The 26,429-nt window shown below is 72.3% G+C and carries 28 protein-coding genes; 11 read left to right on the top strand and 17 right to left on the bottom strand.

Annotated elements, in window-relative coordinates; all coding sequences use genetic code 11:
• Positions 1-50: 50 nt before the first annotated feature.
• Positions 51-566: an O-acetyl-ADP-ribose deacetylase gene (locus tag SM447_RS10915; protein WP_474572634.1), complete on the bottom strand. Its 516-nt coding sequence runs from the start codon at positions 564-566 to the stop codon at positions 51-53.
• A gap of 1 nt (position 567) precedes the next feature.
• Complete coding sequence (locus tag SM447_RS10910; RefSeq protein WP_474572633.1) at positions 568-1,359, bottom strand: EI24 domain-containing protein; 792 nt, start codon at positions 1,357-1,359, stop codon at positions 568-570.
• Positions 1,360-1,551: 192 nt separating this feature from the next.
• Between SM447_RS10910 and SM447_RS10905 the strand changes: the two genes are divergently transcribed.
• From SM447_RS10905 to SM447_RS10885, 5 genes are read left to right on the top strand one after another with little or no spacing between them, the layout of a single operon-like run.
• Positions 1,552-2,460: an ABC transporter ATP-binding protein gene (locus SM447_RS10905; RefSeq protein WP_474572632.1), complete on the top strand. Its 909-nt coding sequence runs from the start codon at positions 1,552-1,554 to the stop codon at positions 2,458-2,460.
• 10 nt (positions 2,461-2,470) lie between these two features.
• Positions 2,471-3,205: an ABC transporter permease gene (locus SM447_RS10900; protein WP_474572631.1), complete on the top strand. Its 735-nt coding sequence runs from the start codon at positions 2,471-2,473 to the stop codon at positions 3,203-3,205.
• A 22-nt stretch (positions 3,206-3,227) separates the two neighbouring features.
• A complete protein-coding gene (locus SM447_RS10895) occupies positions 3,228-4,532 on the top strand; it encodes a histidine kinase (RefSeq protein WP_474572630.1) in 1,305 nt (434 codons plus the stop codon).
• Positions 4,529-5,179 carry a response regulator gene (locus SM447_RS10890; RefSeq protein ID WP_474572629.1) on the top strand — a complete coding sequence of 217 codons (651 nt, stop codon included), beginning with the start codon at positions 4,529-4,531 and terminating at the stop codon, positions 5,177-5,179. Before SM447_RS10895 ends, SM447_RS10890 begins: the two co-directional genes overlap by 4 nt.
• A 6-nt stretch (positions 5,180-5,185) precedes the next feature.
• Positions 5,186-6,181, top strand: coding sequence for a helix-turn-helix transcriptional regulator (locus SM447_RS10885; protein WP_474572628.1), 996 nt, complete (start codon positions 5,186-5,188; stop codon positions 6,179-6,181).
• Here the strand turns inward: SM447_RS10885 and SM447_RS10880 are convergent.
• From SM447_RS10880 to SM447_RS10855, 6 genes are all read right to left on the bottom strand, one after another.
• The gene (locus SM447_RS10880) at positions 6,172-7,086 is read right to left on the bottom strand and encodes an SDR family oxidoreductase (protein WP_474572627.1); all 915 of its coding nucleotides are present in this window, start codon (positions 7,084-7,086) and stop codon (positions 6,172-6,174) included. The two genes, SM447_RS10885 and SM447_RS10880, sit on opposite strands and share 10 nt — an antisense overlap.
• A gap of 71 nt (positions 7,087-7,157) precedes the next feature.
• Positions 7,158-7,895 carry an alanyl-tRNA editing protein gene (locus SM447_RS10875; RefSeq protein ID WP_474572626.1) on the bottom strand — a complete coding sequence of 246 codons (738 nt, stop codon included), beginning with the start codon at positions 7,893-7,895 and terminating at the stop codon, positions 7,158-7,160.
• 11 nt (positions 7,896-7,906) lie between these two features.
• On the bottom strand, positions 7,907-8,794 hold the full coding sequence (locus tag SM447_RS10870; RefSeq protein ID WP_474572625.1) for an alpha/beta fold hydrolase: 888 nt from the start codon (positions 8,792-8,794) through the stop codon (positions 7,907-7,909).
• Complete coding sequence (locus tag SM447_RS10865) at positions 8,791-9,105, bottom strand: DUF2516 family protein (RefSeq protein WP_474572624.1); 315 nt, start codon at positions 9,103-9,105, stop codon at positions 8,791-8,793. The genes SM447_RS10870 and SM447_RS10865 overlap by 4 nt, the downstream gene beginning before the upstream one ends.
• 70 nt (positions 9,106-9,175) lie before the next feature.
• Entirely contained in the window at positions 9,176-10,003 is an 828-nt protein-coding gene (locus SM447_RS10860) for a hypothetical protein (RefSeq protein ID WP_474572623.1), read from the bottom strand.
• A gap of 2 nt (positions 10,004-10,005) precedes the next feature.
• On the bottom strand, positions 10,006-10,611 hold the full coding sequence (locus SM447_RS10855) for a helix-turn-helix domain-containing protein (RefSeq protein WP_474572622.1): 606 nt from the start codon (positions 10,609-10,611) through the stop codon (positions 10,006-10,008).
• Between the two features lie 111 nt (positions 10,612-10,722).
• On the opposite strand from SM447_RS10855, the gene SM447_RS10850 reads away from it, so the two are divergent.
• Positions 10,723-11,523 carry an alpha/beta fold hydrolase gene (locus tag SM447_RS10850; RefSeq protein ID WP_474572621.1) on the top strand — a complete coding sequence of 267 codons (801 nt, stop codon included), beginning with the start codon at positions 10,723-10,725 and terminating at the stop codon, positions 11,521-11,523.
• 107 nt (positions 11,524-11,630) lie between these two features.
• Here SM447_RS10850 and SM447_RS10845 read toward each other — a convergent pair whose 3' ends face one another.
• The 4 genes from SM447_RS10845 to SM447_RS10830 form a co-directional block, all read right to left on the bottom strand.
• The gene (locus tag SM447_RS10845; protein ID WP_474572620.1) at positions 11,631-12,590 is read right to left on the bottom strand and encodes an asparaginase; all 960 of its coding nucleotides are present in this window, start codon (positions 12,588-12,590) and stop codon (positions 11,631-11,633) included.
• A gap of 93 nt (positions 12,591-12,683) precedes the next feature.
• Positions 12,684-13,511, bottom strand: a complete 828-nt coding sequence (locus SM447_RS10840; RefSeq protein WP_474572619.1) for a beta-keto acid cleavage family enzyme — start codon at positions 13,509-13,511, stop codon at positions 12,684-12,686.
• Positions 13,512-13,597: 86 nt separating this feature from the next.
• Positions 13,598-14,710 carry a CAF17-like 4Fe-4S cluster assembly/insertion protein YgfZ gene (gene ygfZ, locus SM447_RS10835; protein WP_474572618.1) on the bottom strand — a complete coding sequence of 371 codons (1,113 nt, stop codon included), beginning with the start codon at positions 14,708-14,710 and terminating at the stop codon, positions 13,598-13,600.
• Positions 14,707-15,135 (bottom strand): Fur family transcriptional regulator, encoded by a 429-nt coding sequence (locus SM447_RS10830; RefSeq protein ID WP_474572617.1) that lies wholly within the window; start codon positions 15,133-15,135, stop codon positions 14,707-14,709. The genes ygfZ and SM447_RS10830 overlap by 4 nt, the downstream gene beginning before the upstream one ends.
• Positions 15,136-15,203: 68 nt before the next feature.
• Here SM447_RS10830 and SM447_RS10825 point away from each other — a divergent pair, with 68 nt between their 5' ends.
• On the top strand, positions 15,204-16,052 hold the full coding sequence (locus tag SM447_RS10825; RefSeq protein ID WP_474572616.1) for an aminotransferase class IV: 849 nt from the start codon (positions 15,204-15,206) through the stop codon (positions 16,050-16,052).
• 28 nt (positions 16,053-16,080) lie between these two features.
• Here the strand turns inward: SM447_RS10825 and SM447_RS10820 are convergent, their stop codons facing one another.
• Complete coding sequence (locus SM447_RS10820) at positions 16,081-16,674, bottom strand: heme-binding beta-barrel domain-containing protein (protein WP_474572615.1); 594 nt, start codon at positions 16,672-16,674, stop codon at positions 16,081-16,083.
• Positions 16,675-16,725: 51 nt separating this feature from the next.
• The gene (gene mtfM, locus SM447_RS10815; protein ID WP_474572614.1) at positions 16,726-16,830 is read right to left on the bottom strand and encodes a small membrane protein MtfM; all 105 of its coding nucleotides are present in this window, start codon (positions 16,828-16,830) and stop codon (positions 16,726-16,728) included.
• Between the two features lie 12 nt (positions 16,831-16,842).
• Between mtfM and SM447_RS10810 the strand changes: the two genes are divergently transcribed.
• The 3 genes from SM447_RS10810 to SM447_RS10800 all read left to right on the top strand — a co-directional run bounded on the left by SM447_RS10810 (position 16,843) and on the right by SM447_RS10800 (position 19,754).
• Positions 16,843-17,217: a DsrE family protein gene (locus tag SM447_RS10810; protein WP_474572613.1), complete on the top strand. Its 375-nt coding sequence runs from the start codon at positions 16,843-16,845 to the stop codon at positions 17,215-17,217.
• A gap of 108 nt (positions 17,218-17,325) precedes the next feature.
• Positions 17,326-17,706: an SCP2 sterol-binding domain-containing protein gene (locus tag SM447_RS10805; protein WP_474572612.1), complete on the top strand. Its 381-nt coding sequence runs from the start codon at positions 17,326-17,328 to the stop codon at positions 17,704-17,706.
• Complete coding sequence (locus tag SM447_RS10800; RefSeq protein WP_474572611.1) at positions 17,703-19,754, top strand: amylo-alpha-1,6-glucosidase; 2,052 nt, start codon at positions 17,703-17,705, stop codon at positions 19,752-19,754. The genes SM447_RS10805 and SM447_RS10800 overlap by 4 nt, the downstream gene beginning before the upstream one ends.
• 13 nt (positions 19,755-19,767) lie before the next feature.
• On the opposite strand, the gene SM447_RS10795 is transcribed toward SM447_RS10800, so the two are convergent.
• Together SM447_RS10795 and SM447_RS10790 are read right to left on the bottom strand one after the other, a co-directional pair.
• Positions 19,768-20,532 (bottom strand): hypothetical protein, encoded by a 765-nt coding sequence (locus SM447_RS10795; protein ID WP_474572813.1) that lies wholly within the window; start codon positions 20,530-20,532, stop codon positions 19,768-19,770.
• A 108-nt stretch (positions 20,533-20,640) separates the two neighbouring features.
• On the bottom strand, positions 20,641-21,180 hold the full coding sequence (locus SM447_RS10790) for a winged helix-turn-helix domain-containing protein (RefSeq protein WP_474572610.1): 540 nt from the start codon (positions 21,178-21,180) through the stop codon (positions 20,641-20,643).
• Positions 21,181-21,469: 289 nt separating this feature from the next.
• Here SM447_RS10790 and SM447_RS10785 point away from each other — a divergent pair, with 289 nt between their 5' ends.
• Complete coding sequence (locus SM447_RS10785) at positions 21,470-25,840, top strand: S8 family serine peptidase (protein ID WP_474572609.1); 4,371 nt, start codon at positions 21,470-21,472, stop codon at positions 25,838-25,840.
• Positions 25,841-26,096: 256 nt separating this feature from the next.
• On the opposite strand, the gene SM447_RS10780 is transcribed toward SM447_RS10785, so the two are convergent.
• Complete coding sequence (locus SM447_RS10780; protein WP_474572608.1) at positions 26,097-26,429, bottom strand: DUF1416 domain-containing protein; 333 nt, start codon at positions 26,427-26,429, stop codon at positions 26,097-26,099.

Below are 26,429 nucleotides of genomic sequence, written 5' to 3'. Positions count from 1 at the left end.
GTAGCGACAACAAACGCACCCAGAAGATGGTGGCGGCACCAGCCGGCGGGTCAGCCGGTCGCGTAGACCCGCTGGGCGACGGCGAAGGTGTCCGAACCGAACAGCACCAGCCGAGCCTCGGTGACATTCTTCGGAGTCGCCGTGCGCAGCACCGACAGGGCCTGGTGCACCGCGTCGTCGAGCGGCCAGCCGTAGATCCCGGCGGAGATCAGTGGGAAGGCGATCGTGGTCGCGCCCAGCTCGTCGGCGACGGCCAGGCTGTTGGCGTAGCAGTCGCGCAGCAGCGCGGAACGGTCCTCGGTGGTTGACCAGACCGGGCCGACCGTGTGCACCACCCAGCGGGCGGGCAGGTCACCCGCGGTGGTCGCGACCGCCTGCCCGGTCGGCAAGCCCCGCCCGTAGCGGGAGGCGCGCAGCGCGCGGCATTCGGCGAGGATCGCCGGCCCGCCCCGACGGTGGATCGCACCGTCGACTCCGCCTCCGCCGAGCAACGACGAGTTCGCGGCGTTCACGATCGCGTCCACCCGCTCGGCGGTGATGTCTCCCTCGATCAGCGTGATGTCCATGTCAGTCCTCGGTGATGGGTTGGCCGAGCGAGCGGCGGGCCAGCAGGGTGGCACCGGCCACCGCGGCCGGCATCAGCAGTACGGCGCCGAGCGGGATCAGGAAGCAGACGAAGACCGCGACCCCGAAGCCGAGCGTGGTGGGGCGGTCCGCCTTCAGCGCCGCCCGCCGCTCCGGCAGTCGCCTGCCGCGCCGTGAGAAGGGTGCGCCGACCAGTTCGACGGCGAGCAGCCAGCCGCCCACCGCCGCCCCGATGACCGGTACCACCGTCTGTCCGACCAGCGGGATGAAACCGGCGGCGAACAGCGGCACACCGAACAACACCGCCAGGGCCACCAGGCGGAGCGAGTCGGCGACGCTGCGTCGCAGCGACGGCCAGAACGGGACCTCGACCGCGTCGGGCGTGCCGCCGTAACGCTGCTCCACCCGCTCGGAGATCTTCTCGTAGAACGGATCACCGATGGCCAGCGTGACCGCCGTGAAGGTGAGGACGGTGAGCAGGCCGCCGAGTCCGAGGAAGGCCAGCGCGGCGATCACCCGGACCACGCTGCGGGGGGTCGCCGCCCAGTCGTCGGCGAAGGGGGTGGCCGCGGCCGCCAGGTCACTGACGAAGAAGACCAGGACGGCGTACGCGCTGACGAAGACCGCCCCGGAGATCAACGCCGGTACGACGCCGAGCAGCATCAGGCCGGGATTGCGTACGTACAGACCGATGCCCCGCAGCAGCAGCGCGGCCCCGCCAGCGAAGCGGCGGCCCGCGCCGACGGCGGTGCCGGCGACTCCGGAAGCGTTCACGCGGAAGAGCCTAGGCCGGTCGTGTCGATCATGCGGTGTGAGGCGCGGTCCAGGCGGTTGCGCATCAACCGGTTGACGGATCGGAGGGGTCGACCGGGGCGGTGCCGGTCACCTACAGCTGGTCGATCCGCCGTCACCGATTCGCCGCGACCCTGGGGAGGTACGCGGATCACGACGGCGAAAGGCGACGTCATGCCGGTCATCGAGGTGACCAACCTGCACAAGCGGTACGGCGGGACCGTGGCGGTGGAGGACGTGTCGTTCACCGTCGAAGCCGGAGAGATCTTCGGCGTGCTCGGCCCGAACGGTGCCGGCAAGACCACCACCGTGGAGTGCGTCGCCGGGCTGCGCGTCCCCGACGGGGGCGGGGTGTCGGTCCTCGGGCTCGACCCCCGCCGGGACGCCTCCCGGCTACGCGAACGGGTGGGGGTGCAGCTCCAGGAGAGCCAACTGCCGGACCGGCTGCGGGTCGCGGAGGCACTGGACCTCTACGCGTCCTTCTACCGGAAGCCGGCCGACCCGGCCCGCCTCATCGACGAGCTGGGCCTCGACGGAAAGCGGAACACCCCGTACGACAAGCTCTCCGGCGGCCAGAAGCAGCGGTTGTCCATCGCCCTGGCGTTGGTCGGCAACCCGGAGATCGCGATTCTCGACGAGCTGACCACCGGTCTGGACCCACAGGCCCGACGGGACACCTGGGGGCTGATCGAGCGGGTCCGCGACAGCGGCGTGACCATCCTGCTGGTCACGCACTTCATGGAGGAGGCGGAACGGCTCTGCGACCGGCTGGCCGTGATCGACAAGGGTCGGGTGGTGGCTCTGGACAGCCCGGCCGGTCTGGTCTCGGCCGTGGCCCCCGAGCAGCGGATCCGGTTCCGGCCGTCCGCTCCGCTCGACGACCGGCTGCTCGCCGACCTGCCTCAGGTGACCGCGGTGACCCGCAGCGGCACCCAGGTGGTGGTCACCGGCACCGGTGACGTGCTGCACGCGGTCACCTCGGTGCTCGCCCGCCACCAGATCATCGCCGCCGACCTGCGGCTGGAGCAGGCCACGCTGGACGACGCGTTCGTCGAGCTGACCGGGCGCCGGCTCGCCGACTGAAGGGAGCACGATGCACGCCTTCGGCCAAATCCTCAAGACTGAGGCGAAGCTGCACCTGCGCGACATCCCGACGCTGGTGCTCACCGTCGCACTGCCGACCCTGATCCTGGTGGTGCTCGGGCTGATTCCCGCGCTCCGCGAGCCGAGTCCGGACCACGACGGGCAGTCCTTCGTCACGTACTTCACCCCCTCGCTGCTGGTGATCACACTGGCGATGGTGGGGATCAACGCCCTGCCCACGGTGCTGGCCACCTACCGGGAGCGCGGCATCCTGCGTCGCCTGGCCACCACCCCGGCCAGTCCGCTGGCGCTGCTGACCGCCCAGCTCGTCCTGGCGCTGGTCGGCATCCTGGCCAGCGCGGTGCTGCTCGCCCTGGTCGCCCGGCTGGCGTTCGGCTCTCCGCTACCGCGTCACCCGCTCGGGTTCGCGGCGGCGCTCGTCCTGGGTACGGCGGCGCTGCTCGCGGTGGGGCTGCTGGTGGCGGCGGTCGCGCCGACCGCCAAGTCGGCCCAGGCGCTCGCCGTACCGGTGTTCATGGTGATCATGTTCTTCGGCGGGGTGTACCTGCCCCGGTTCCTGCTACCCGACTTCCTGGCCGACATCGGCGCATACACGCCGCCGGGGGTGCAGGCGCTGCTGGACGCCTGGACCGGCACCGCACCGCATCCGCTGCACCTGGGGATAATGGCGGTCATCGCCGTGGCGGCCGGCGCCGGAGCGGCGAAGCTCTTCCGCTGGGAGTGAACGCGCAGTGAGCGGGGACGGGATGACCAGCACCGAACGCGACCCGACCAGTCCCGACGGCGACCGCCCGGACGACGGCGACCGGCTGGCCGACTGGCGGGCACGGGAGGCGCGCCTGCACCGGGTGCTGCCCTACGGCGGACTGCTCGTGGGGTCGCTGCTGGCCACCTTCGCGCCGGCACCCGGCGGCCTGCCGTTGACGCCCACTCTGGTCGTCGCCGTGGCATCCGCCGGCTGGATCGCCTGGTTCCACACCCTGCACCCGCAGTGGCAGGAACGGCGCAGGTTGATGGCCGTCTACTACGTGGGGCTGCTCGCCTTCGCCGCCGTCCTGGTGTGCGCGAGCCCGTGGTACGGGTTCTTCGCCTGGATCGGGTTCCTGCACGCCTTCGCCGTGCTGAGGGACGGATGGCGCTTCGTCGGCATGGGCTTCACCGCCGTGCTGGTCGCCACCGCACAGGGCGGCGGCCTGCCGCGGTCCTGGTCGCACTGGTCGTTGTGGCTGGTGCTGGTGCTGTTCAACCTGGTGATCGCCGGCGCGGTGAGCTGGTTGAGCTACGTGGGCGAACGGGAGGACGCCAAGCGCAAGCAGCTGGTGGCGGAACTCGCCGCGGCCAACGAGCGACTCGCCGAGACGGTACGGGAGAACGAGGGGCTGCACGCCCAGCTCATCACCCAGGCCCGGGAGGCCGGTGTGCTGGACGAGCGGCAGCGGATGGCGCGGGAGATGCACGACACCCTGGCCCAGGGGCTGACGGGCATCATCACCCAGCTGGAAGCGGCCGGACAGTCCCGGGACCGTTCCGCCGACCGGCGGCGTCACGTGGAGAACGCGCTGGCCCTGGCTCGGGAGAGCCTCACCGAGGCCCGGCGGTCCGTCCGGGCGCTGCGTCCCGAGCCGCTGGAGACGGCCCGGCTGCCCGACGCGCTGGCGGAACTGGGCCAGCGTTGGTCGGCCCTGCACGGCGTGACGGCCAGCGTCAGCACCACCGGCACCTCCCGTCCGCTGCATCCGGAGATCGAGGTGACGTTGCTGCGGGCCGCGCAGGAGGCGTTGAGCAACGTGGCCCGGCACGCCTCGGCGTCCAGGGTCGGGCTGACCCTGTCGTACATGGCGGACGTGGTCACCCTGGACGTCCGCGACGACGGATCGGGGTTCGAAGTGGTCGACGGCCCGACGGAGCGAGGTGCGGACGGAGGTTACGGGCTGACCGCCATGCGGCAACGGGTGGCGCGGGTCGGTGGTCGGTTGGCCGTCGAGTCCGAGCCGGGTGGCGGCACCGCGATCTCGGCCTCCGTGCCGGCGCTGGGCGGGAGTCCGGCATGACCACTCCGATACGCCTCCTGATCGTCGACGACCATCCGGTGGTGCGCGACGGGCTTCGGGGCATGTTCACCGGCGACCCCGGGTTCGAGGTGGTCGGCGAGGCAGCGGACGGCACCGAGGCCCTGGCGGTGGCCGCGAACCGCAGCCCGGACGTGGTGCTGATGGATCTGCGGATGCCGGGCATGGACGGGGTCACCGCGATCGGTCGCCTGCGCAGCGCCGGAAGTTCCGCTCGGGTGCTGGTGCTGACCACGTACGACACGGACGCGGACGTGCTGCCGGCGATCGAGGCCGGTGCCACCGGCTACCTGCTGAAGGACGCGCCCCGCGAGGAACTCGTCCGGGCCGTACGGGCCGCCGCCCGGGGCGAGTCGGTGCTCTCCCCCAGCGTGGCCGGCCGGCTGATGGGTCGCCTGCGGACGCCCCGCGAGCCGGCCGACGAACCGCTCAGCCAGCGCGAGTTGGAGGTGCTCACCCTGGTGGCCCGCGGCTCGTCGAACCGTGAGGCCGCCGCACGCCTGTTCATCAGCGAGGCCACGGTGAAGACCCATCTGCTGCACGTCTACGCGAAGCTCGGGGTCAACGACCGGGCAGCCGCGGTGTCCGCCGCGTACGACCGGGGGTTGTTGACCCCCGGTGGTCGGTGAGCGTCGGTGCGAGCCTCGCGGCTGCTCTCGCTGCTGTTGTTGTTGCAGGCCCGAGAGGTGATGACGGCGGCGGAACTGGCCCGTGAGCTGGAGGTCTCCGAGCGGACGGTCTACCGGGACGTGCTGGCGCTCTCCGCTGCCGGGGTGCCGGTCTACGCCGACCGCGGGCGGGCCGGCGGCTACCGGCTGCTCGGCGGCTACCGGACCCGGCTGACCGGGATGACCCGGGACGAGGCGGAGGCGCTGTTCCTGGCCGGGCTGCCCGGACCGGCCGGTGACATGGGGCTGGCCGACGCGGTCGCGGCGGCGCAGCTGAAGGTGCTCGCGGCGCTGCCACCCAGCCTGCGCGACGCGCCCACGCGCACCGGCCAGCGGTTCCACCTGGACGTGCCGGGCTGGTACCGCGAGACCGCGCCCCCGCCGTGGCTGGCCGAGCTGGCCGGCGCGGTCTGGCGGGACCGAGTGGTGACGCTTCGCTACCGGCGCGCGGACCGCGAGGTCGCCCGCCGGGTCCTGCCCTACGGACTGGTCCTCAAGAGCGCGATCTGGTATCTGGTGGGCCGTGTCGGCGACGACGTCCGCACCTACCGGGTGGACCGGGTGACCTCGGTCGAGCAGCACGAGGAGACCTTCGACCGGGATCCGGACTTCGACCTGGCCGGCCACTGGCGGGCCGGGGCCGAGGCGTTCCTGCGCGGCATGCTGCGCGAGGAGGTGAGGGTCCGGCTGAGCCCCACCGGTCTGCGCCTGCTCCGCCACTTCGCCGAGATCCCGTTCGGGTACGAGGCCGCCGTCGCCGCCGCCGACGAGCCCGACGGGCAGGGCTGGGTGGTTACCCGCCTGCCCGTCGAGTCGCTGGAGGTGGCATACAGCCAACTGCTCGCGCTGGGACCGGAGGTGGAGGTGCTCGACCCGCCCGAACTACGGGCGCGGCTGGCCGAGGCGGCGACGCGGACCGCAGCGTTGTACTCCTCGACGTCGAGCCGAACCGCTCAGCGGTAGCCGGTGACGTCGGCGGGCCTGCCGGCGTCGACCACCTCGGTGATGTAGCGGTAGGCGTCCGGCTGGCTGCCGTCGACGTCGGTGAAGCCGTACACCTTCGCCAGGTCCCCGGCGGAGACGGACTGGCCGCTCCAGCGTGCCCGGTCCGGGTCGGCGGCGAGCGCGGCGACCGCCCGCCCGACGAACGCCGGGGTCTCCGAGATCAGGAAGTGCGGGTCCTTGGCCGCGCCGTCGCGCCAGTTGGCCTCGGTGACGCCGAAGTGCTCCAGCATCGCCTCCGACCGCAGCCAGCCCGGAGTGAGCGCGACCGCCGTGCCCCCGTACGGCCTGAGTTCGTGAGCCCAGCTGAAGGCGAGCCGGTTGACCGAGGTCTTGGCCAGGTCGTAGAAGACCGACAGGCGGTAGTTCTCGTCGTTGTACGCCTTCGTGCCGTCGCCGATCTCCACCACCAGTCCACCCGGCCGGCGGATCAGCAGCGGCAGCGCGAAGTGGCTCGTGATCACGTGGGTGTCGACGGCCAGCCGCAGCGTACGGAAGCCGGCGTCCAACGGCTGCTCCCAGACCGGCTTCTCCCAGGTGATCAGCGGGTCGGCACCCCACACGTCGTTGACCAGCACGTCGAGTCGACCCTGCTCGGCGTCGATCCGCGCGACCAGCGCCCGCACCTCCTCGGGCACCAGGTGGTCGACCCGCACCGGAATGCCGGTGCCGCCGGCCGCGGTGACCAGTTCCGCGGTCTCCTCGATGGTTTCCGGTCGGTCCAGTTCGGAACGGCCGGCGCGGCTGCTGCGCCCGGTGGCGTAGACCGTGGCACCGGCAGCGCCGAGTTGGACGGCGATCTGCCGACCGGCGCCCCGGGTCGCCCCGGCCACCAGCGCCACCGTTCCGGCGAGTGTTTTCGTCATGGTGCCCACGCTGCCAGCAATACCTGACAGCCGACGGCAGCTTTTCGCGACGACCCGCCCCGACGCGTGTCTCAGTCGGCGAGGCGGATGCGGACCCGGCGGTTGGCCCGGCCCTTGCTCTCCACCTTGACCACGCGCACCTTGCCGATCTGCGCGGTCGACGCGACGTGGGTACCGCCGTCGGCCTGCACGTCCAGTCCCACGATGTCGACGATGCGGACCTCCGCCTCGTCGGGCGGGATCAGGTTCGACTGGGTGCGGATGATGTCCGGCAGGGCCAGCGCCTCGTCGCGCGGCAGCACCCGCGTGGCGACCGCCCGGTCGGCCGCCACCTCGGCGTTGACCAGTTCCTCGATGCGGGCCTTGAAGTCGGCCGGCACCTCGGGCAGGTTGAAGTCCATCCGGGCCTCGCCGGGCTCCATGTTGCCGCCGGTGACCAGCGCGCCGAAGTCACGGAACACCACACCGCAGAGCACGTGCAGACCCGAGTGGGTACGCATCAGGCGGCTGCGCCGCTCGTCCTCCAGCGCGCCGGTGACGGTGGTGCCGGACGGCGGGACCGGGTCACCTTCGGCGGGGATCAACCAGAGGTCGTCGCCCTTGCGGGTGCCGACGATCCGGGTCTGCACCCCCTGCCACAGCAGTACGCCGTGGTCCGGTGGCTGACCGCCGCCGCCCTGGTAGAACGCCGAGCGGTCCAGCACGATGCCCTGCTCGGGGTCGACGTGCAGGACCGTGCACTCCCATTCCCGCAGGGTCGGGTCGAGGAGGTCGAGTCGGTGCGTACGACCGTGGTGTGTGACGCCCATGACAGGGCAGGCTACCCGTTGAGGAAGTCGGAGATCCGCTCCCGCAGGTCGGCGCGTTCCGTCCAGAGCACACCGGGGCGGTCGTACCGGTGCAGGGTGGCCCGGGGCAGCGCGGCGGCGAGTTGTTCGGCCACCTCCACCGGATGGAGGTCGTCGCCTTCGGCCGCGATGACCAGCGCCGGTGCGGTCACCCTGGCGAGCACGCCGGCCTCGGGCAGCGGCGCCTGCTCCGGCAGGTCCACCAGCCCGGCGGCGAGCCCGTCGCGCAGCAGGTGGTCCAGCCGTTGCCGCAGGTAGGCCCACCCGGCCGGGGTGTTGCGTACGGCCGGGGGCAGCTCGGTGGCGACGACCTCGGCCACCGCCGAGGCGTCTCCGCTCTCCACCGCCGCCAGCAGCTCGGTCAACCGCGCCCGGGCGACCGGCCCCCGCGGCCGGTCCAACGCGGCGGGGAGGAAGAAGACGAGCCGCTCGAAACGCTCCGGGCTCTCGGCGAGCAGGCGGCACAACGCACCCGCGCCCAGGCTTGCTCCGAAGGCCCGCGTCGCCCCGCTGAGATCGGCGATCGCCCGCAGGTCACGAGCCAGGTCCAGATAGCTCCACGGGCCGTCCGGCGTGTCGGACCGGCCGTGGCCACGGAACTGGAAAAAGACCCGGCGACCGGTGACGCCGCTGCCGAAAGGGCGGGTGGTGGCGATGCCGTTGGCCAGCCCGTGCGCGAAGACGGTGACCGGGTCACCGACGCCGGTGACCAGCCGCTCCAGTCGTACGCCGTGCGGGGTGGCGACCAGTTCCGTCTCCGGCTCGGGCAACGGCGGCCGGCCGGTGCGCGGCGCACCCGGACCGGGACCCCACGTACGCGGTCCGCCGTCCGGTGGGGGTGGCCAGCGGAAGGCTCTCACCAGGACCCTCTGTTGTCGCCGAGGTCGCGCAGCCCGACCCGGACGTCGAGCAGGTAGATGAGGGCCGCCGCGACACCGATCAGCCCGAAGATGCTGAGGGTGGTGCGGGTGAGCAGGGTCAGCAGGAGGGTGACCGCGAGGATCGCGATCCAGCCGCCCTTCGGCAGGGTGCCGATGGCGGGGAAGGCGTCGGAGCGCTGCGTCACGGCGTGCACGAGGGCCAGCCCCTGCACGATCAGCGCGAAGACGAACAGGATCAGCTCGATCACGTAGCGGACGTCGAAGACGAAGATCGGCGCGGCGTTGGCCATGACGGCAAGCTTATGCCGGCGACCCCGGATCCGTGGCGGCAGGACGGTCCCGGGGTCACCGGCAGATCACTCACTGGCTCCGCTTGGTGCCCTTCGGCAGCTTCGCCGACGGGGTGTCGGTCCGCTTGGCGGCGGTCTGGCGGGTGGTCGACCGTGCGCGGGTGGTCTTCTTCGCGGCGGCCGGCTTCGCCTCCACGATCTCGGCCACCTCGGCCGGGCTCGGCGCCTCGACCGGCGCGGCGTCGGCCCGCTTGTCGGCGGCCGGTGCGGCGTCGGCCCGCTTGTCGGCGGCCGGTGCGGCGTCCTCGGCGGGAGCTGCAGGCGCGGCGGCCACGCGGGCCTCGGTCGCCTCGATGTCGGCGTTCACCGTGTCGGCGGCCTCCAGCACGCCGGTACCCACGACCCGCTCACCCCGGGCCACCAGCGCACCGTACGCGGCCAACGCCCGCTCCTGGGCGGCCTGGGCACCGGCGACGACGACGGCGGCGTTGCGGGTGGCCACCTCGCGCAGCCGGTCGAGGTCGGTCGCTTCCCGCAGCTTGTGGAAGTCGGCCGTCTCGCGCAGCTTGTTGAGATCGGCCGCCTCGCGGAGCTTCGCCAGGTCGGCGTGCTCGCGCAGGCGGTTCAGGTCGGCCGCCGGGGCGGCCTTCTGCCGCAGCGACTCGGCCGTCCGGTTGGCGTTGCGCAGGGTGTCGTTGGCCTTCTGGCGCAGCTCGAAACCGGTGACGACGGCCTTGCCGCCGAGCTCGTTGACGACCCTGCCGCCGTCGGCGACGACGCGGTCCCGCAGCTCACCGACCACGATGGGCAGTTTGCGCAGCTGCTGCAGGGCCAGCTCACCGGCGCCGGCGGCGGCGTAGATCGGGGCAGGGATGCGGTTGGTCTTCGGCTGGGTCATGGCTATTTCTCCTCTTGGACCGCGGTCGCGGTCTTGCGGACCACCTTGCGGGCGGCCTTCCTGACAGGGGTGCGGTTCGGGGCGGGCGCGGGACCCGCTTCGGTCACGGCGACCGACTCGAGCACGGCCTCGGTCGGGGTACCCGCAGCGGTGGTGGGCCCGGTCGCGGCCAGGTTGGCCACATCGGGGGCGGTGATGTCGTTCGCGTCGGACCTGCCGGTCTCGCCGGTGGTGTCGCTCCCCGCCGCTGCCGTCGCCTCGGCCAACCGGGCGTTCTCTCGGCGAAATGTCTCGTAGATCTGGGTAAGGGACTGTTTCTGGGCCATCGTCAGGTCCGGGTCGACGGCGATGGCGGCCAGCACGCCCTGGCCTTCCTTGTCGTCGAGCAGCCCGGCACGCAGGTACATCGCCGGCGTGGAGACCCGCAACGCGCTGGCGAGCTGCTGAAGGACCTCGGCGCTGGGCCGGCGCAGACCGCGCTCGATCTGGCTGAGGTAGGGGTTGCTGACCCCGGCCTGTTCGGCCAGCTGCCGGAGCGAAATCTTCGCGTTCCGCCGCAGGTCACGAATGAACCCGCCGACGTCGGGAAGATCCTTGGAAGTGGCCATGACTCAACGCTAGCCCGCACTGCTAACAGCTGCAAGCAAAGTGCTAGCCGGAGTTAGCAAGGTCTCACCGGCCAGTTGCGCACCCCGCACGCGCGGCCGTACCGTCCTGCCGTGACCAAGATCGAAGTGAACGGTGCCCTGCTGGCGTACGACGAGGTGGGCACCGGGTCCCCGGTCGTCCTGCTGCACGCCGGCATCGCCGACCGCCGGATGTGGCGCGACCAGATCGGCGCACTCGCGAGCCGGCACCGGGTGATCGCCCTCGACCTACGTGGCTACGGGGACTCCGAGCTGCCCCCGACCGCCTTCGCCCACCACGACGACGTGGCCGGCCTGCTGGACGCCCTCGGGCTGGAGCGGGCCGCCCTGGTCGGCTGCTCCTTCGGCGGCGCGGTGGCGATCGACACCGCGCTCGCCCACCCACACCGGGTGAGCGCGCTCGCCCTGCTCGGCACCGCGGTGTCCGGTCACGAATGGTCGGAGCAGACCAACGAGCTGTGGGAGAACCTGGTCGGCGACGTCGATCCCGAGGACTTCGCCGCGACCGCCGCGGGCGAGGTGCGGTTCTGGGTGGTCGGCCCGGAGCGCGAGCCCGGCGACGTCGACCCCGAACTGGTCACCTTCGCCACCGCCATGGACGAACGCGCGCTCGCCGCCGAGCTGGCACTCAGCGCCGTGGACGTCGCCGAACTCGACCCGCCGGCCATCGGACGCCTCGGCGAGCTGACCATGCCGGTACTGGTCGCGGCCGGGGCGGCGGACGTGGCCGACATTCGCCACCTGGCCGACCTCATCGCGGCCGAGGCGCCACACGCGGTACGCCTACCCGACACACCGAACGCCGCCCACCTACTCCCCCTCGAACGCCCCACCGAGATCAACCCCGCCCTCCTCACCTTCCTCCCCAAATAAGGATCCCGCCCGCCGATCATGCAGATGTGGCACTGGATAAAAGTTATCTATCACCATGAAACGGGTGCCATAACTGCATGATCGACGATGTGGGGTGGGTGGGTGGGTTACCAGAGGGAGCGGGTGGCGCCGACGGGGAGGCCGCCGCCGAAGATCGGCACCTCGGCGAACTCCGCCAGCACCGGGGCATCGACGCCGAGCCGGCGCAGGGCCGAGACCAGCACCGGCATCCTGGCCCGGCCGGCACCATCGTCGATCTTCAGCGCCACGGCGCCGACGCCGGGCAGCGCCGCGGCGATCACACCTTCCGCGCCGATCTTCGCCAGCAGTCCGGGTACGCCGAGCATCAGCCGGGTGTCGTCCGCCTGGGTGCCGCCGACCACCTCGGGATGGGCCCGCATCGCGCCCGCCACCATCCCCGCCTCGGTGTCGCCGTCGGCCGCGACCAGCCGCAGGTACGCCGCTGCCAGGCCGGTCAACGACGCGGACAGCACCGGTGCGCCGCAGCCGTCGACGCCGACCGCCACCGCCTCCTCGCCGGTGAACTCCTCCACGGTGTCCCGCAGCCGCCGCTGAAGCGGGTGGTCGGCACGCCAGTAGCCGTCCATCGGCCAACCGGCGACGCGGCAGGTCAACAGCATCCCGGCGTGCTTGCCGGAACAGTTCATCTGGATCCGCGCCGGACCCCCGCCGGCCCGCAGCACCGCCGCCCGCGCCGCGTCACCGACGGGTAGGTCCGGCGGGCAGTGCAGGGCGTCATGGTCGAGCCCGGCACCCGCGAGCAGCCCGGCGACCCGGGCCAGATGGAACTCCTCCCCCGCGTGGCTGGCCGCGACGATGGCCAGGTCGGCGGGTTCGGCCAGCGACAGACCGGCGCGAAGCATCCCCACCGCCTGCATCGGCTTGTTCGACGAACGGGGAAAGATCGGTGAGGTCACGTCGCCCGCGGTCGCCTGCGGCGCGCCGGTGCTGTCGAGCACCACCACCGAGCCGCGGTGCACACCCTCCACGAAGCCGGACCGGACCACCTCGGCGAGCGGTACGCCGCCCTCGTACGTCTTTCCCACGACGTGGACGGTACCGAGGCGTCCGGTCGCGTTCACGCCGGGGTGAGCAGGGACTCCACCTCCGGGTGTAAAGAATGCGGGACGATCCGCGCCTTACAGGCCGAGCAGCTCGCGGGCCGCTGCGGTGCTCAGCGGCGGACGCTGGGCAAGCTGGGCGAAGCCGACCGCGCGCGCGACCAGTTGCATGTTCGACTCCACCGGGCGGCCCTTCGCGTACGTGACCGTGTCCTCCATCCCGACGCGCAGGTGACCGCCGGCCGAGAGCGCGGCGAGCAGCACCGGAATGCTGGTGCGGCCGATGCCGGTGGCCGAGAACGTGGTGCCCTCCGGCAGATCCCGGAGCATCTGCTGCGCCGCGACGAGCGTGGCGGTGGTGCCCGGCATGCCGCCCGGCACGCCCATCACGAAGTCGACGTGCACGTGACCGCCGTGCGGCAGGCCGTACCTGCCCAGCAGGCGCTCGAGCGCGCTGAGGTGACCCAGGTCGAAGATCTCGTACTCCGGCACGACGCCCCGTTCCTGCATCCGGGTGTGCAGGTCCACGACGAACCCCCAGCGGTTGAGGAAGACCTCGTCGCCGAAGTTGACCGTACCCATGGTGCAGGAGGCCATGTCCGGTCCCGCGTCCAGCACGGCGAGCCGGTCGGCCTCCGGGTCGGTGACCGCGCCTCCGGTGGAGAGCTGCACGATCAGGTCGGTGCTCTCCCGCAGCGCCGCCACCGTCGCGCGGAGCCGACCGGGGTCCAGGCTCGGTCGCGCCTCGTCGTCGCGGATGTGCACGTGGATCACGGAGGCACCCAGCGCCTCGCACTCCTTGGCGGTGAGCAGCAGCTCGTCGAGGGTCACCGGCAGCGCCGGCACCTCGGTCTTGGCCGACTCCGCGCCGGTGGGGGCAACCGTGATCAACGTCCCTGTCGTCATGCCGGCGATCCTAGAGCGCCCGATCCGGCCGGCGCTGTTAACAGGGGGCCCTTCCTCTACCGCAGGCGTTAACAGGGGGCCCTTTCTTACATCCGGTCGATGGCGGCGGCGCTCTCGCCGACGCGGAGGGTGGCGTCGTCGGGCACCGAACGCTTGACGACGCCGAGCGCGACCTGACCCAGCTCGTGGTGCTGCACGGCGGTCCCGACGAAGCCGACCGTGCGTCCGTCCAGGGTCACCGGGGTACCGGCGGCCGGCAGCTGGTCGGTGGAGACCCCGTCGAGGTGCAGCAGGACCAGTCGGCGTGGCGGTCGGCCCATGTTGTGTACCCGGGCAACCGTCTCCTGCCCCCGGTAGCAGCCCTTGTCCAGATGCACCGCCGGGGCGATCAGGTCCACCTCGGCGGGAATCGTCCGGTGGTCGGTGTCGACACCGACCCGGGCCCGCCGGGCCGCCACCCGCACCGCCTCGTACGCCCACAACCCGACCGCGGGCACCCCGTTGTCGCGCAGCCGCGCGACAACCTGGTCCATCGCGGCCCGGGGGACCAGCAGGTCCACGCCCAGCGGACCACGCCTGGCCCACCCGCCCAGCGGCACCGGCTGCACGTCGTAGCGGGCGGTCGGGCGAGACGGCAGCTCACCCGACCGGAACTTCGGGCCTGGCACACCCACCACGTCCGGCTCGCCGAGCGCCGGCACGTCGAGCAGGGCCACCGCCTCGACAGCCTTCGGCCCGACCAGCGACAGCAGCGCGTGTTCGGCGGTGGCGTCCCGGGGATCCACCTGACTGAAGAACCGCATCTTCTCCAGGTAGGTCAGCAGCCCTCCGGTAGCTCCCGGCTCGGTGTCGAGCCAGACGGTGTCGCCGTCCTCGGCCACCATGGCGTGCTGCTCGACGTGGCCGTGCGGCGACAGCACCAACAGCTCGGTGCCCTGCCACGGGCGCAGTTCGGCCAGATGCTGGGTGGTGAGGGTGTGCAGCCAGGAGATGCGCTCCGCACCCGGTACCGCGACGACACCCCGGTGCGACCGGTCCACGAGACCGACCTCGGTGTCCAGCTGTCGCTGCTCGCGCAGCGGGTCGCCGTAGTGCGCGGCCACGCCCCGCACCCCGGCTGCCACGTGCGCCGGCTCCGGCTGGTCCCGGCTGGCCTCGTCGATGCTCTCCACGGCCACCGCGCCCGCAATTTCGATCATGGCTGCTCCCCGTTCCCGCACCGCGCGCACCGGCCGAAGAAGGAGACGTGGCCGATGTCCACCCGGAAGCCCCGCTCCTCGGCCAACTGGTCGGAGAGCGGGCGCATCAGCTCCGGATCCATCTCGTCGATCGCGCCGCACTCGCTGCAGACCAGGTGAACATGCTGGTCCTCCCCGGCGGCGTGATAGGTCGGCGACCCGTGCGAGAGGTGGGTGTGGGTGACCAGGCCGAGCCGCTCCAACAGCTCCAGCGTGCGGTAGATGGTGGTGATGTTGACCCCGGCGGCGACCTCGCGAACCGCGGTGTGCACCTGCTCAGGGGTGGCGTGCCCCAGATCCATCACCGCTTGGAGGATCAGCTGTCGTTGCGCCGTCAGCCGCAGCCCACGGGCGCGGAGCAGTTCCGCTAGGGAGGATTCGGACACCCTCCGATCATAGTTCGGTCAGCTCCGCACCCCCCGGCGCGACCGGCTCCGCACTATGCTCGGCCCCCGTGGTGGCCTCGCGGATCGGCGTACTGGGTCGGGGACGGCTGCCGGTCGACGAGCCGGTGCTGCGCGGCGACGATCTGGGCGTGCTGCGGGGCGACGGGTTGTTCGAGACCATGCACCTGCGCGACGGGCGCCCCTGGCTGCGCGAGGAGCACCTGACCCGGCTGCGCGCCGGCGCGGCCGCCGTGGAACTGACCCTGCCACCGGACGCCGCCCTGGTGGAACTGCTGGACGAGGTCGTTGCCGGCTGGCCGGCCGAGGTGGAGGGCGCGCTGCGGCTGGTCTGCACCCGAGGGCCGGAGAGCGGCGGTCCGCCCACCGTCTACGCCACCCTGTCGGAGGTCCCCCGCACGGCCCGGCAGGCCCGGCACGACGGGGTGAGTGTGGCCACCCTCTCCCTGGGGGTGCCCGCCGAGGCCCGCCCGGCACTGGACTGGCTGCCGGTGGGCATCAAGTCCACGTCGTACGGGGTGAGCAACGCCGCCCGTCGTTGGGCCGCCCGGGCGGGCGTGGACGATGTGCTCTGGATCTCCTCGGACGGTTACGCACTGGAGGGACCGATCGCCAACATCGTCTGGCTGACCGGGGAGACGCTGTGCACGGTGCCCGCCCGGCGCACCGGCATCCTGCCCGGCACCACCGTCGCCTGGCTGCTCGCCAACGCCGCGAAGGTCGGCTGCCGGGCCACCGAACGCATGGTCACCCCGGCCGGCCTCCACGACGCCGACGGGGTGTGGTTCACCTCGTCGGTACGCGGCCTGGTCACGGTGCACACCCTCGACGGCGAGCCGCTGCCCCGGAGTCCGCGTACCCGCGCGTTGCAGGAGCTGCTCGGCTTTCCGTTGCACTGAGTCCGGCGACCGCGCTCCGGTCACCGGATCAGCCGGCCACCCGGATGAGACGGGCGGACAGGTGCGGGGACAGCGGCTGGCCGACGGCGGCCATGTCCTGCGCGTAGAGCAGGGCGCCCTCGACGATGCCGAAGAGGCGGTGCCCGGCGGTGACCTCCTTGGCGGTGGAGGTACGCACGACCGCGTCGGTCACGAACTCCACCTGGGTGCCCTTACGCCGACCGATGTGCAGCTCCATCACCCCGGTCGGCGTGGTCAGCAGGGCCTCCAGTTCGTCGGTGGCCCGGTCACCGTTCAGCACCGGTCGCCACCAGCCGACCTCCCGGCCGGCCGGCCGCACCGGGCGGCTCTGCTCGTCGAGAATCCAGGCCCGCGACTCGTAGTGCAGGAACGGCCGCCCGTCGTGGCTGATCCGGATCTCCTGGGCGAAGTCGAAGTCCTCGATGGTGGGGAAGCCCCCGCGTCCCCGCCCCCGCCACACGCCGATGTACGGCAGCAGGCCGTCGAGCGCGGGGTGCAGCTTCGGGCCGACCCGCAGGTCGTGGCTCTCCTCGAAGGGGTACGCCTCGACCGGCGGCGCGTTCAGCCAGGGCGGCGGCGCCAGCGGGTTGTCGTCACTCACCGGACCACCTTCGTTCGTGACCGCGGGGCTCGCAGAACCGCACTCACTGGATCACCACTTGCCTCTCGATATGCGTACAGCCAGGTAGATCAGGCCACCGGCGAGCGCGCCAAGGCCGGCGACCAGCAGGCTGACGAACCCGATCTCGGTGACCATCCGGGTCATCCTATGCTGGCGGACATGGCCCGCACTCTCGTCGTCAAGGCCACCGCCGGCGCCGACGCACCGGAACGGTGCGCCCAGGCCTTCACCGTGGCGGCCACCGCGGCCGCCGCCGGGGTGCACGTCTCGCTCTGGTTGACCGGCGAGTCGACCTGGTTCGCGCTGCCCGGCCGCGCCCAGAACTTCGAACTGCCACACTCGGCCCCGCTGGCCGAACTGCTGCACGTGATCCTCACCACCGGTACCGTGACCGCCTGTACGCAGTGCGCCGCTCGCCGGGACATCGACTCCGGCGACGTGATCCCCGGGGTACGGATCGCCGGTGCCGCGGTCTTCGTGGAGGAGACGATGGCGGAGGGCGCACAGGCGCTCGTCTACTGACCCGCGCCCGGAAGGACTCGTCGGGCAGCGCCCGGCCACGCGGCGGAACCCGCCCGGCAACGCGGCGGAACCCGCCCGGCAACGCGGACGAATGCCTACGATTCGGATGTGACCGAGGCGACCGAGCAGTTCTTCGCGACACTGCCGGCCCGTGCTCCGGAGGTTCTGCGCGCACCGGTCGCCGGAACGCTGCGGATCGACCTGTCCGCCGGGCACCGCACCGAGCACTGGCTGGTCCGGATGCGGCCGGGCGCCGCCGAGGTGGGACAGGGCGCAGAGCCGGGCGACGCGACCTGGTACTGCGCCGCGGAGCTCTTCGACCGCCTGGTCACCGGCCGGGCCCAGGCCATCGCCTCGGTGCTACGCAACGAGGGCACCTTCCGTGGGGATGTGGTGCTGTTCCTCGCCTTCCGCCGCTTCTTTCCGCCCGCGCCCGGGACGCGGGACCCCCGCGAGGTCGCCCGCGAACATGCCAGGTGGACCCGGTGAAGGAACTGATCAACATCCTGGACGGCAACACCTTCCTGGTCTGCGATCGCCGTGGAGACGTCGAGCCGTCGCTGGACTTCCCCACCGGGCTGTTCTCCTTCGACACCCGTTTCCTGTCGACCTGGCTGCTGCTGGTCGACGGCGAGCGGCTGCACGCCCTCTCCATCGACGACGCGGAGTCCCACCGGACCCGCTACTTCCTGGTGCCGGGCGAACCCACCCACTTCCTCGACGCGAAGGTCTCGGTGATCAGAAGTCGAGCGATCAGCGGTGACCTGTCGGAGGAGCTGACCGTCCTCAACCACTCCGGGCAGGAGATGAGCTTCACCGTCCGGATAGAAATGGCCGCGGACTTCGCCGACATCTTCGAGATCAAGGACACCAAGAGCAAGAAGGGCCACAACACCGCCTCGCCCGGCGAGGACACCTTGCGGCTGACCTACCAGCGAGACGCGTTCCACCGCGAGACCACCATCCGCAGCAGCGCGGCCGCGCAGGTCGACCGCCGGGGAATGACCTTCCCGATCCGGATCGGCCCGCACGGTGAGTGGACCACCCGGTTGACGGTCACCACCGTGATCTACGGTGCCCGTGGTAAGGACGTCCGCGCTCTGCTGCCCTTCTCGGGCAGCCGGACGACCGCCGCGATCGAAGCTGAACACTCCGAGTTCGTGGCGCGGGCGCCGAAGCTGGGTTGCGACTGCCAACCGCTGGCCGGGGCGTACCGGCGCAGCCTGAACGACCTGGCGGCGCTGCGGTACGAGTCGATCGCGCTCGGCGTCCGCCTGATGGCCGCCGGCCTGCCGTGGTTCATGACGCTGTTCGGCCGGGACAGCATCTTCACCTCGCTCCAGGTGCTGCCGTTCGTGCCGGAGCTGATCCCACCGACGTTGACGATGCTGGGCGGACTGCAGGGCCACCGGCTGGACGACTTCCGCGACGAGGAGCCGGGCAAGATCCTGCACGAGCTGCGCTACGGCGAGACCGCCGGGTTCGAGGAGCAGCCCCACTCGCCGTACTACGGCGCGGCCGACTCGACCGCGCTGTTCGTGATCCTGCTCGACGAGTACGAGCGGTGGACCGGCGACGTCGAGTTGGTCAAGCGGTTGGAGTTCTCGGTACGGGCGGCCTTGACCTGGATCGACACCTTTGGGGATCTGCTCGGCACGGGGTACGTCTGGTACCAGACCCGCAACCCGAAGGTCGGTCTGGAGAACCAGTGCTGGAAGGACTCCTGGGATGCGATCTCCTACTCCGACGGTCGGTTGCCGAGCTTCCCCCGGGCCACCTGCGAGTTGCAGGGCTACGCCTACGACGCCAAGCTGCGCGGCGCGCGGATGGCCCGGCTGCACTGGAACGATCCGCTCTACGCCGACCGGCTGGAGCGGGAGGCCGCCGACCTGAAGGAACGCTTCAACCGGGACTTCTGGCTGCCGGACAAGGAGTACTACGCGCTCGCCCTGGACTCCGACGGCAGCCCGGTCGACGCGCTCAGCTCCAACATCGGGCATCTGCTCTGGAGCGGCATCGTCGACGAGTCACGAGCCGGGCGGGTCGCCGAGCATCTGCTCGGCCCCCGGCTCTTCTCCGGCTGGGGCGTCCGTACCCTCGCCGACGACCAGGGCCGTTACAACCCGATCGGTTACCACGTCGGCACCGTCTGGCCGTTCGACAACTCGATCATCGCGTGGGGGTTGTGGAAGTACGGCTTCCGGGCGGAGGCGGGACAGATCTGCGAGGCGATCCTGGCCGCTTCCCGCTACTTCGACGGTCGGTTGCCGGAGGCCTTCGCCGGCTACGAGCGTGAGCTGACCGACTATCCGGTGGAGTATCCGACCGCGTGCAGCCCACAGGCCTGGTCGGCGGGAACACCGCTGCTGCTGCTCCGGGTCATACTCGGACTCGAACCGCAGGGCGAGCACCTGATCATCGACCCGTACGTGCCGCCCGGGATGGGTCGGGTGGAGCTGCTGGACATTCCCGGCCGGTGGGGGCGGGTGGACGCGCTGGGCCGCAGCCGCGAGGAGGGCTCGGGCCGGCCGGAATGACTCGGGACGGTGCTCAGCCGGTGCAACCCGTGGTGGCGGAGAGCAGGACCCGGTCCGGCTGCAGATCGGCCAGCACCGCGACGCCGTCGCGCCGGTAGGCGTACACCTCGGAGGTCTCCACCACCGGCGTGCCGCCGGCCAGCGGCGCGAGCGCGGCCGGTGGCGACGTGGCCACCCGGTCGACGACGGACCGGACGCTCCGGGCCACCCCACCACCTGGGCAGGGTGCGCTGACCTCGGCCTCCGGCTCGTCGACCTGACCGGCCAGGGCACGCACCGCGTCGGTCAGCGCGGCGACCTCAGGGCCGGTCCGTGCGACCCCGGCGGGCTGGTAACCGTCGCCGACCGGACGACAGCCGGTGTCGACGGTGATCCTGACCCGGCCGTCGGTGACGGGCCGTCCGGTCACGGTGACGAACTCGCCCGCGTCGCCACGCAGTCGTGGGCCGTCGGGGGTGAGCCGGACACCGGCCCGCCACCGCGCGGGCAGCCGGTCGGCGATCCGCTCCAGCAGGGCGCGTTCCTCGCCCACCGGACCGGCCAGATCGACCGTGCGGATCAGCGTCGCCCCGTCGGCGAGAGGGCTGATCCGGCAGCCCCGATCCACCTCCGGCGGGACCAGCGCCGGGACGGCGCCATCGGCCGCCGCGACCAGTTCACCGATCGCGGCGTCGACCACCGGCCCGGCCTGCGTCAGGGTGCGTTGCTCGCGGACGGTCGGCGGATCCTCGGCCGACGAGACCCAGGTGAGGACGGCCAGCAGCACCGCCCACGCCACCGTCGCCGCGATCAGCCAACGCGGCCACCGGGGACCGGTGGCCGGTGGTCGGGGGCCGGTCGGTTGGGGGTACCCGGTGTGGACGGCGCTGCTCACCCGGTCATGGTGTCACGCCTGGTGCGACGTCCCGTCTTCGCGCCCGTCCCCCGCCTCCGGCGGCGTGCTCAGCCGGTAGCCGACGCCGCGTACGGTCTGCACCTGCGGCCCGTCGGGCAGCGTCCGCAACTTGCGGCGCAGCCGCTTTACCGCCGAGTGCAGGATCGCGGTGTCCCCGAGATAGGCACCGCCCCAGACGGAGGCGAACAGCCGCTCGTAGCTCCAGAGCGTGACCGGCGGAGTGACCAGCCGGGCCAGCAACTCCCGCTCGGTACGGGTCAGCCCCAGCGGCGTGCCGCGCCAGGTGACCAGGTGCCCGGCCCGGTCGACGACCAGATCGCCCCAGCTGGCCAGCCGTTCCGCGGGACGCTCGGTGGACGCGTCACCCGGCCCGGCGGGCTCTGCCGGCGGGGCGGGGAACATCGCCCGCAGCTGGGCGAGGTCGGCACACATCACCACCGGCCCGACGCCGTCCAGCCGCCGCACCACCCGCTGCCGCACGGTGGCGTCGGAGCTGACGCAGACCAGGATCGGAAACTCTGGACCGGACACGACGCCTCCCCGAGCGCAACCCCCTGACCTGCGACTCCCATCGATCGCCAATGACGGTCACCGATGACGCCCGGTTCAGCCTAACGGTCAGGATCGCGCCTCGTCACTGACCAAGTACTGACCGACGCCGTCCATTGATCACTGCCGGTCGGCGCAAGAGCATGACTCTCAGCGGGCGGAGGCGCCACCACCGGCCACCCACATCGCCCCGACCGCTGCGCGCCGCCACGCGTCGGCGCGCGGATGTGCGGACCCGAACGCATCGGGGCCGACGACGTGGGGGAGGAACATGTTCACAAGATCATCCAGTCGGTCGCCACGGTGGCGGGCGGTGGCGCTGTTGACCGCCGCCGTGCTGGGACTCACCGGCCAGCCCGCGGTCGCCGCGCCGGCCCAGCAGCCGGCACCGCACCGGGCGGCCGTCGACCCGGCGCTCGACCGGCTCGGCACCACGTCGACCGCGTCGTTCCTGGTCTACCTGGCCGAGACCGCGCCGCTGGCGCAGGCCGGCCGACTGCGCGACACCGACGCCCGGGCCCGCGAGGTGCACCGGCTGCTCACCGGCACGGCCACCCGCACCCAGCGGGGCCTGCGTACGCTGCTCGACGAGCGGAAGGTGCCGCACACCGCGTACTGGATCGCCAATGCGGTACGGGTCGAGGGCGACAAGGCACTGATCGACGAGATTGCCCGCCGGCCGGAGGTGGCCCGGATCGCGCCCAGCCGCAGCTACCCGCTGATCCGCCCCACCTCGACCGAGGTGGCACGGGCCCGCACCGCCGCCGTCGAGTGGGGACTTACCAACATCGGCGCGCCCCGGGTGTGGGACGAGTTCGGTGACCGTGGCGAGGGCATCGTGGTGGCCAACATCGACAGCGGCGTCCGCTACGACCACCCCGCTCTGGTCGCCTCCTACCGGGGCAACCTCGGGGGCGGCTTCGACCACGCGTACAACTGGTTCGACCCGGCCGGCGTGTGCACCGGTGCCGCGCCCTGCGACAACAACGACCACGGCACCCACACGATGGGCACCATGGTCGGCGACGACGGCGCCGGCAACCAGATCGGCGTCGCCCCGGGCGCGAAGTGGATCGCCGCCAAGGGCTGTGAGTCGAACAACTGCTCCGACGCCTCGCTGCTCGCCGCCGGCCAGTGGGTGCTCGCGCCGACCGACGCCGCCGGCCAGAATCCCAGGCCCGACCTCCGTCCGGACATCGTGAACAATTCCTGGGGCGGGGACGGGGGCGACCCCTGGTACCAGCAGACCGTCGCCGCCTGGCGGGCCGCCGGCATGTTCCCCGTCTTCTCGTCCGGCAACGACGGTCCGGCCTGCGGCAGCGCCGGCTCACCCGGCGACTACGCCGACGCGTACGCGGTCGGCGCGTACGACGTGAACAACGCCATCGCGGGCTTCTCCGGCCGCGGCTCCGGCACCGACCTGCTGAAGCCGAACATCGCCGCCCCCGGCAGCGGCATCCGCTCCAGCGTCCGCAACGGCGGGTACGCCTCCTTCAGCGGCACCTCGATGGCCGCCCCGCACGTGGCCGGCACCGTGGCGCTGGTCTGGGCGGCGGCGCCCGGACTGCGTGGCGACGTGGCCGCCACCGAGGAACTGCTGGACCACACGGCCCGCGACGTCGACGCCACCACGTGCGGAGGCACTCCGGCCGACAACAACGTCTTCGGCGAGGGGCGACTCGACGCGTACGCGGCGGTGCGGGACGCTCCCCGAGGCTCGGTCGGCCGGATCACCGGAGTGGTGACCGACTCCGGCGACGACGACCCGGTGGCCGGGGCGACCGTGACCGACGGAACGCGCAGCACCACCAGCGGCCCCGACGGGAGGTACGCGTTGGCCGTCCCGGCGGGCGAGGCCACGCTCACGGTCAGCGCCTACGGCTACGCCAGCCAGTCGGCCACCGTCGCCGTACCCGACGGCGGCGCCGTCACCCGCGACTTCGCCCTGGTCGCCACCCCGGCGGTCACGGTGAGCGGGAAGGTCACCGACGGCTCCGGACACGGCTGGCCGTTGTACGCGAAGATCGAGGTAACGGGCCGACCCGGTGACCCGGTCTTCACCGACCCGGTGACCGGCCGCTACTCCTTCACCGTGGCGGGCGGCACGTCGTACCGGCTGACCGTGACCGCCCGGTACCCGGGATACCGCAGCGTCACCCGCGAGGTGTCGGTGAGCGGCGACGACACCACGGTCAACGTGGCCGTGCCGGTCGACGCCGCCTGTGCCGCCGCCGGCTACACCGGACGGTTCGGCCCTCCGCTGCTGACCGAGAGCTTCGACGCGACGAGCGCGCCGCCCGGCTGGACCGTGAGCAACCGCACCGCCTCCGGCGGCTGGGTCTTCAACGATCCCCGCTCCCGGGGCAACCTCACCGGCGGCACCGGCGGCTTCGCCATCATCGACAGTGACGCCCTGGGCTCCGGCAACACCCAGGACACCGACCTGATCGCCCCGCCGCTCGACCTGTCCACGGCGGCCGCACCGGTGCTGCGGTTCCGCAGCGACTGGCGGGCGGTCGGCATCAGCGACACCGCCGACATCGACGTCTCCACCGATGCCGGGTCCACCTGGACCAACGTCTGGCACCAGACCTCCAGCCGGCGGGGCCCGCGGGTCGAGGAGGTGCCGCTGAACCCGGCCGCCAACGCCGCGTCCGCGCTGATCCGCTTCCGTTTCAAGGGCACCTTCGCCTGGTGGTGGCAGGTCGACGACGTCGAGGTGGTCGACCGTCAGTGCACACCCACGCCCGGCGGGCTGGTGGTCGGCACCACCACCGACCGCAACACCGGCAGCCCGCTCAACGGCGTGACGGTGGTCAGCGACGACCGACCCGAGGACCGGGCCGTCTCGGCGGCCACCCCGGAGGATCCGGCGGAGCCGGACGGCTTCTACTGGCTCTTCTCCGGTCTCACCGGCGCCCACCCGTTCACCGCCCAACGGACTCCGTACACGGCGGCCACCAGAGAGGTCACGGTGGCCGCGGACCGGGTCAAGCGGGCCGACTTCGCCCTCGGTGCCGGCCGGCTGACGGTCAGCCCGACGACGATCCAGTCACACCAGCCGTACGGCAGTACCCGCACCACCCGGGTGACGGTCCGCAACACCGGAACCGCTCCGGCCAGTGTGGACCTGCTGGAACGCGACGGGCGGTTCGACCTGCTCAGGCGGGACGGCGCACCGCTGCGCGAGCAGAAGATGAAGGGGATCAGCAAGGCGCGCACCGGCACCGCCTACGGCGGCGCGGCTCCCGACGCCACGACCGCCGAGGACGGGGCGTGGAGCGAGATCGCCAAGCTACCCGCGGCGATCTACGACAACGCCGCCGCATGGCTGGACGGGAAGATCTACTCGGTCGGTGGTGGCGGTGGCACCGGCACCGAGCGCAGGGCGTGGGCGTACGACCCGGGACCCGGCGCCTGGACCGCCCTGCCCGACATGCCGACGGTGCGCTCCAAGCCGGCTGCGGCGGCGGTCGGCGGCAAGCTCTACGTGATCGGCGGATGGGGTGCCGACGACCGCACCGTCGCGACGGTCGACGTCTTCGACCCGGCGGCCGGCACCTGGAGCACCCTGCCTGGGGTGACCAACCCGGCCCCGGTCGCGGCAGCCGGTGCGGCGGTGCTCGGCGGGAAGGTGTACCTCGTGGGCGGCTGTGCCGACGCCACCTGCACCGACACCGACCGGCTGGTGGTGTTCGACCCGGCGACCGGCTCGTTCAGCACCGGCGCCGCCTACCCGCACGCGGTGTCGTGGCTGGCCTGCGGCGGGATCGGCGCCACGGTCTACTGTGCCGGCGGCACGGGCGCCACCGAGTACACCGACGCGTACCGGTACGACCCGTCGGCCAACAGTTGGAGCCCGCTGCCGGCGCTGCCGCTGGAGCTGTGGGGCTCGCAGTACGCGGCGGCGGGCGGGCTGCTCGTGCTGGCCGGCGGCGTGACCGACGGATCGACGGCGGTGACCAACCGTACGGTCGGCTTCGACCCGGCCACCGGGGCGTGGCGTGACCTGCCGAACGTCCGGTTCGGTCGGTATCGGGGCGCCGCCACCTGCGGGGCGTACAAGATCGGGGGCTCGCCCAGTTCCTTCGTGGGCAGCGCGGACAGCGAGCGGCTCGGTGGTCTGGAACTCTGCGCGGCCGAGGCGGACCTGCCCTGGCTGGACGGTTCCCCGACCACGTTCACCCTCGCACCGGGCGAGTCGCGGACGGTGACCGTCACCCTCACCGCCACCGAGGCGGCGGGCGTGGCCCAACCGGGCCGGTACGCGGGCGAACTCGCCATCGCCTCCGACACCCCCTACCCGGTCGCGTCGGTCTCGGTGGAGATGAACGTGTCCCCGCCGGCCAGCTGGGGCAAGATCCAGGGCACCGTCACGGGCACGACCTGCGGCGGCGTCACCGTCGGCATCCCGGCGACGGTGCGGGTGAACCTGATCTCCGCCGGCACCGGCAGCACGCTGACGGCCGACGCCAACGGTCGCTACGCCTGGTGGCTGCCGAAGGGCCGCTACGAGGTGATCGTGGCCAAGGACGGCTGGGTCCCGCAGGTGCAGCGCCACCGGGTCGAGGCGGGCATCGTCGGCACCCTCGACTTCGCCCTGGATCCGGCCTCCACCTGCACCAGAGCCACCGGAATCTGACCGTCCCTCGCACGGGGCGCCGGTCCTGATGGACCGGCGCCCCGCTCCCGTCCGTCGCCCGGTCCGCACCGCACGAGATCCACGCAGTTTCGGGGATACTGCTGTGTCCAACTGCCGTCGAGGCAGCAACATCAGCGAAGTTGCGGGGTCACCTCGGCCACCCCGGCCCGGGCAGCCCGGCCGGAAGCCAGACACGACCGTGGCCCGTGTCCCTCCGTGGGGAGGGACCGGGCCACTGGGCCGATCAGAGCGTGGGTCAGTCGGTGACGGTGACGGCCACCTCGTTGATGCCGCGGCCGGCGGTCACCGTGGTGTCCCCGTTGCCGTGGCGGGAGAGCGCCCGCAGCGTCCAGGCACCCGGTGCGGCGAAGAAGCGGAACTGGCCGGCGGGTGAGGTCACCACCTCGGCGGTGAACTCACCGGTCGAGTCGAGCAGTCGGACGTACGCCCCCGGCACCGCCTCGCCCGCAGCGGAGCGGACGACACCGGTGATGACGGTCTCCTTCTCCAGGTCGAGGCCGGCGGGCAGCGGGGCGGCCTGGTCCGGGGCCGCGCAACCGGCGGCGGTGGCAGCGCTTGCTGCGGTCAT

This window comes from Micromonospora aridisoli (genome assembly GCF_056150025.1).
Note: the sequence above shows the minus strand (reverse complement) of the source record. Positions and strands in the feature narration are given on the sequence as shown.

What these genes read in the sequence shown, in the direction of transcription:
- SM447_RS10915 (WP_474572634.1), bottom strand. Translation starts at nt 566, where the DNA reads ATGGACATCACGCTGATCGAGGGAGACATCACCGCCGAGCGGGTGGAC.
- SM447_RS10905 (WP_474572632.1), top strand. Translation starts at nt 1,552, where the DNA reads ATGCCGGTCATCGAGGTGACCAACCTGCACAAGCGGTACGGCGGGACC.
- SM447_RS10900 (WP_474572631.1), top strand. Translation starts at nt 2,471, where the DNA reads ATGCACGCCTTCGGCCAAATCCTCAAGACTGAGGCGAAGCTGCACCTG.
- SM447_RS10895 (WP_474572630.1), top strand. Translation starts at nt 3,228, where the DNA reads ATGACCAGCACCGAACGCGACCCGACCAGTCCCGACGGCGACCGCCCG.
- SM447_RS10890 (WP_474572629.1), top strand. Translation starts at nt 4,529, where the DNA reads ATGACCACTCCGATACGCCTCCTGATCGTCGACGACCATCCGGTGGTG.
- SM447_RS10880 (WP_474572627.1), bottom strand. Translation starts at nt 7,086, where the DNA reads ATGACGAAAACACTCGCCGGAACGGTGGCGCTGGTGGCCGGGGCGACC.
- SM447_RS10875 (WP_474572626.1), bottom strand. Translation starts at nt 7,895, where the DNA reads ATGGGCGTCACACACCACGGTCGTACGCACCGACTCGACCTCCTCGAC.
- SM447_RS10865 (WP_474572624.1), bottom strand. Translation starts at nt 9,105, where the DNA reads ATGGCCAACGCCGCGCCGATCTTCGTCTTCGACGTCCGCTACGTGATC.
- SM447_RS10860 (WP_474572623.1), bottom strand. Translation starts at nt 10,003, where the DNA reads ATGACCCAGCCGAAGACCAACCGCATCCCTGCCCCGATCTACGCCGCC.
- SM447_RS10855 (WP_474572622.1), bottom strand. Translation starts at nt 10,611, where the DNA reads ATGGCCACTTCCAAGGATCTTCCCGACGTCGGCGGGTTCATTCGTGAC.
- SM447_RS10840 (WP_474572619.1), bottom strand. Translation starts at nt 13,511, where the DNA reads ATGACGACAGGGACGTTGATCACGGTTGCCCCCACCGGCGCGGAGTCG.
- ygfZ (WP_474572618.1), bottom strand. Translation starts at nt 14,710, where the DNA reads ATGATCGAAATTGCGGGCGCGGTGGCCGTGGAGAGCATCGACGAGGCC.
- mtfM (WP_474572614.1), bottom strand. Translation starts at nt 16,830, where the DNA reads ATGGTCACCGAGATCGGGTTCGTCAGCCTGCTGGTCGCCGGCCTTGGC.
- SM447_RS10810 (WP_474572613.1), top strand. Translation starts at nt 16,843, where the DNA reads ATGCTGGCGGACATGGCCCGCACTCTCGTCGTCAAGGCCACCGCCGGC.
- SM447_RS10785 (WP_474572609.1), top strand. Translation starts at nt 21,470, where the DNA reads ATGTTCACAAGATCATCCAGTCGGTCGCCACGGTGGCGGGCGGTGGCG.
- SM447_RS10780 (WP_474572608.1), bottom strand. Translation starts at nt 26,429, where the DNA reads ATGACCGCAGCAAGCGCTGCCACCGCCGCCGGTTGCGCGGCCCCGGAC.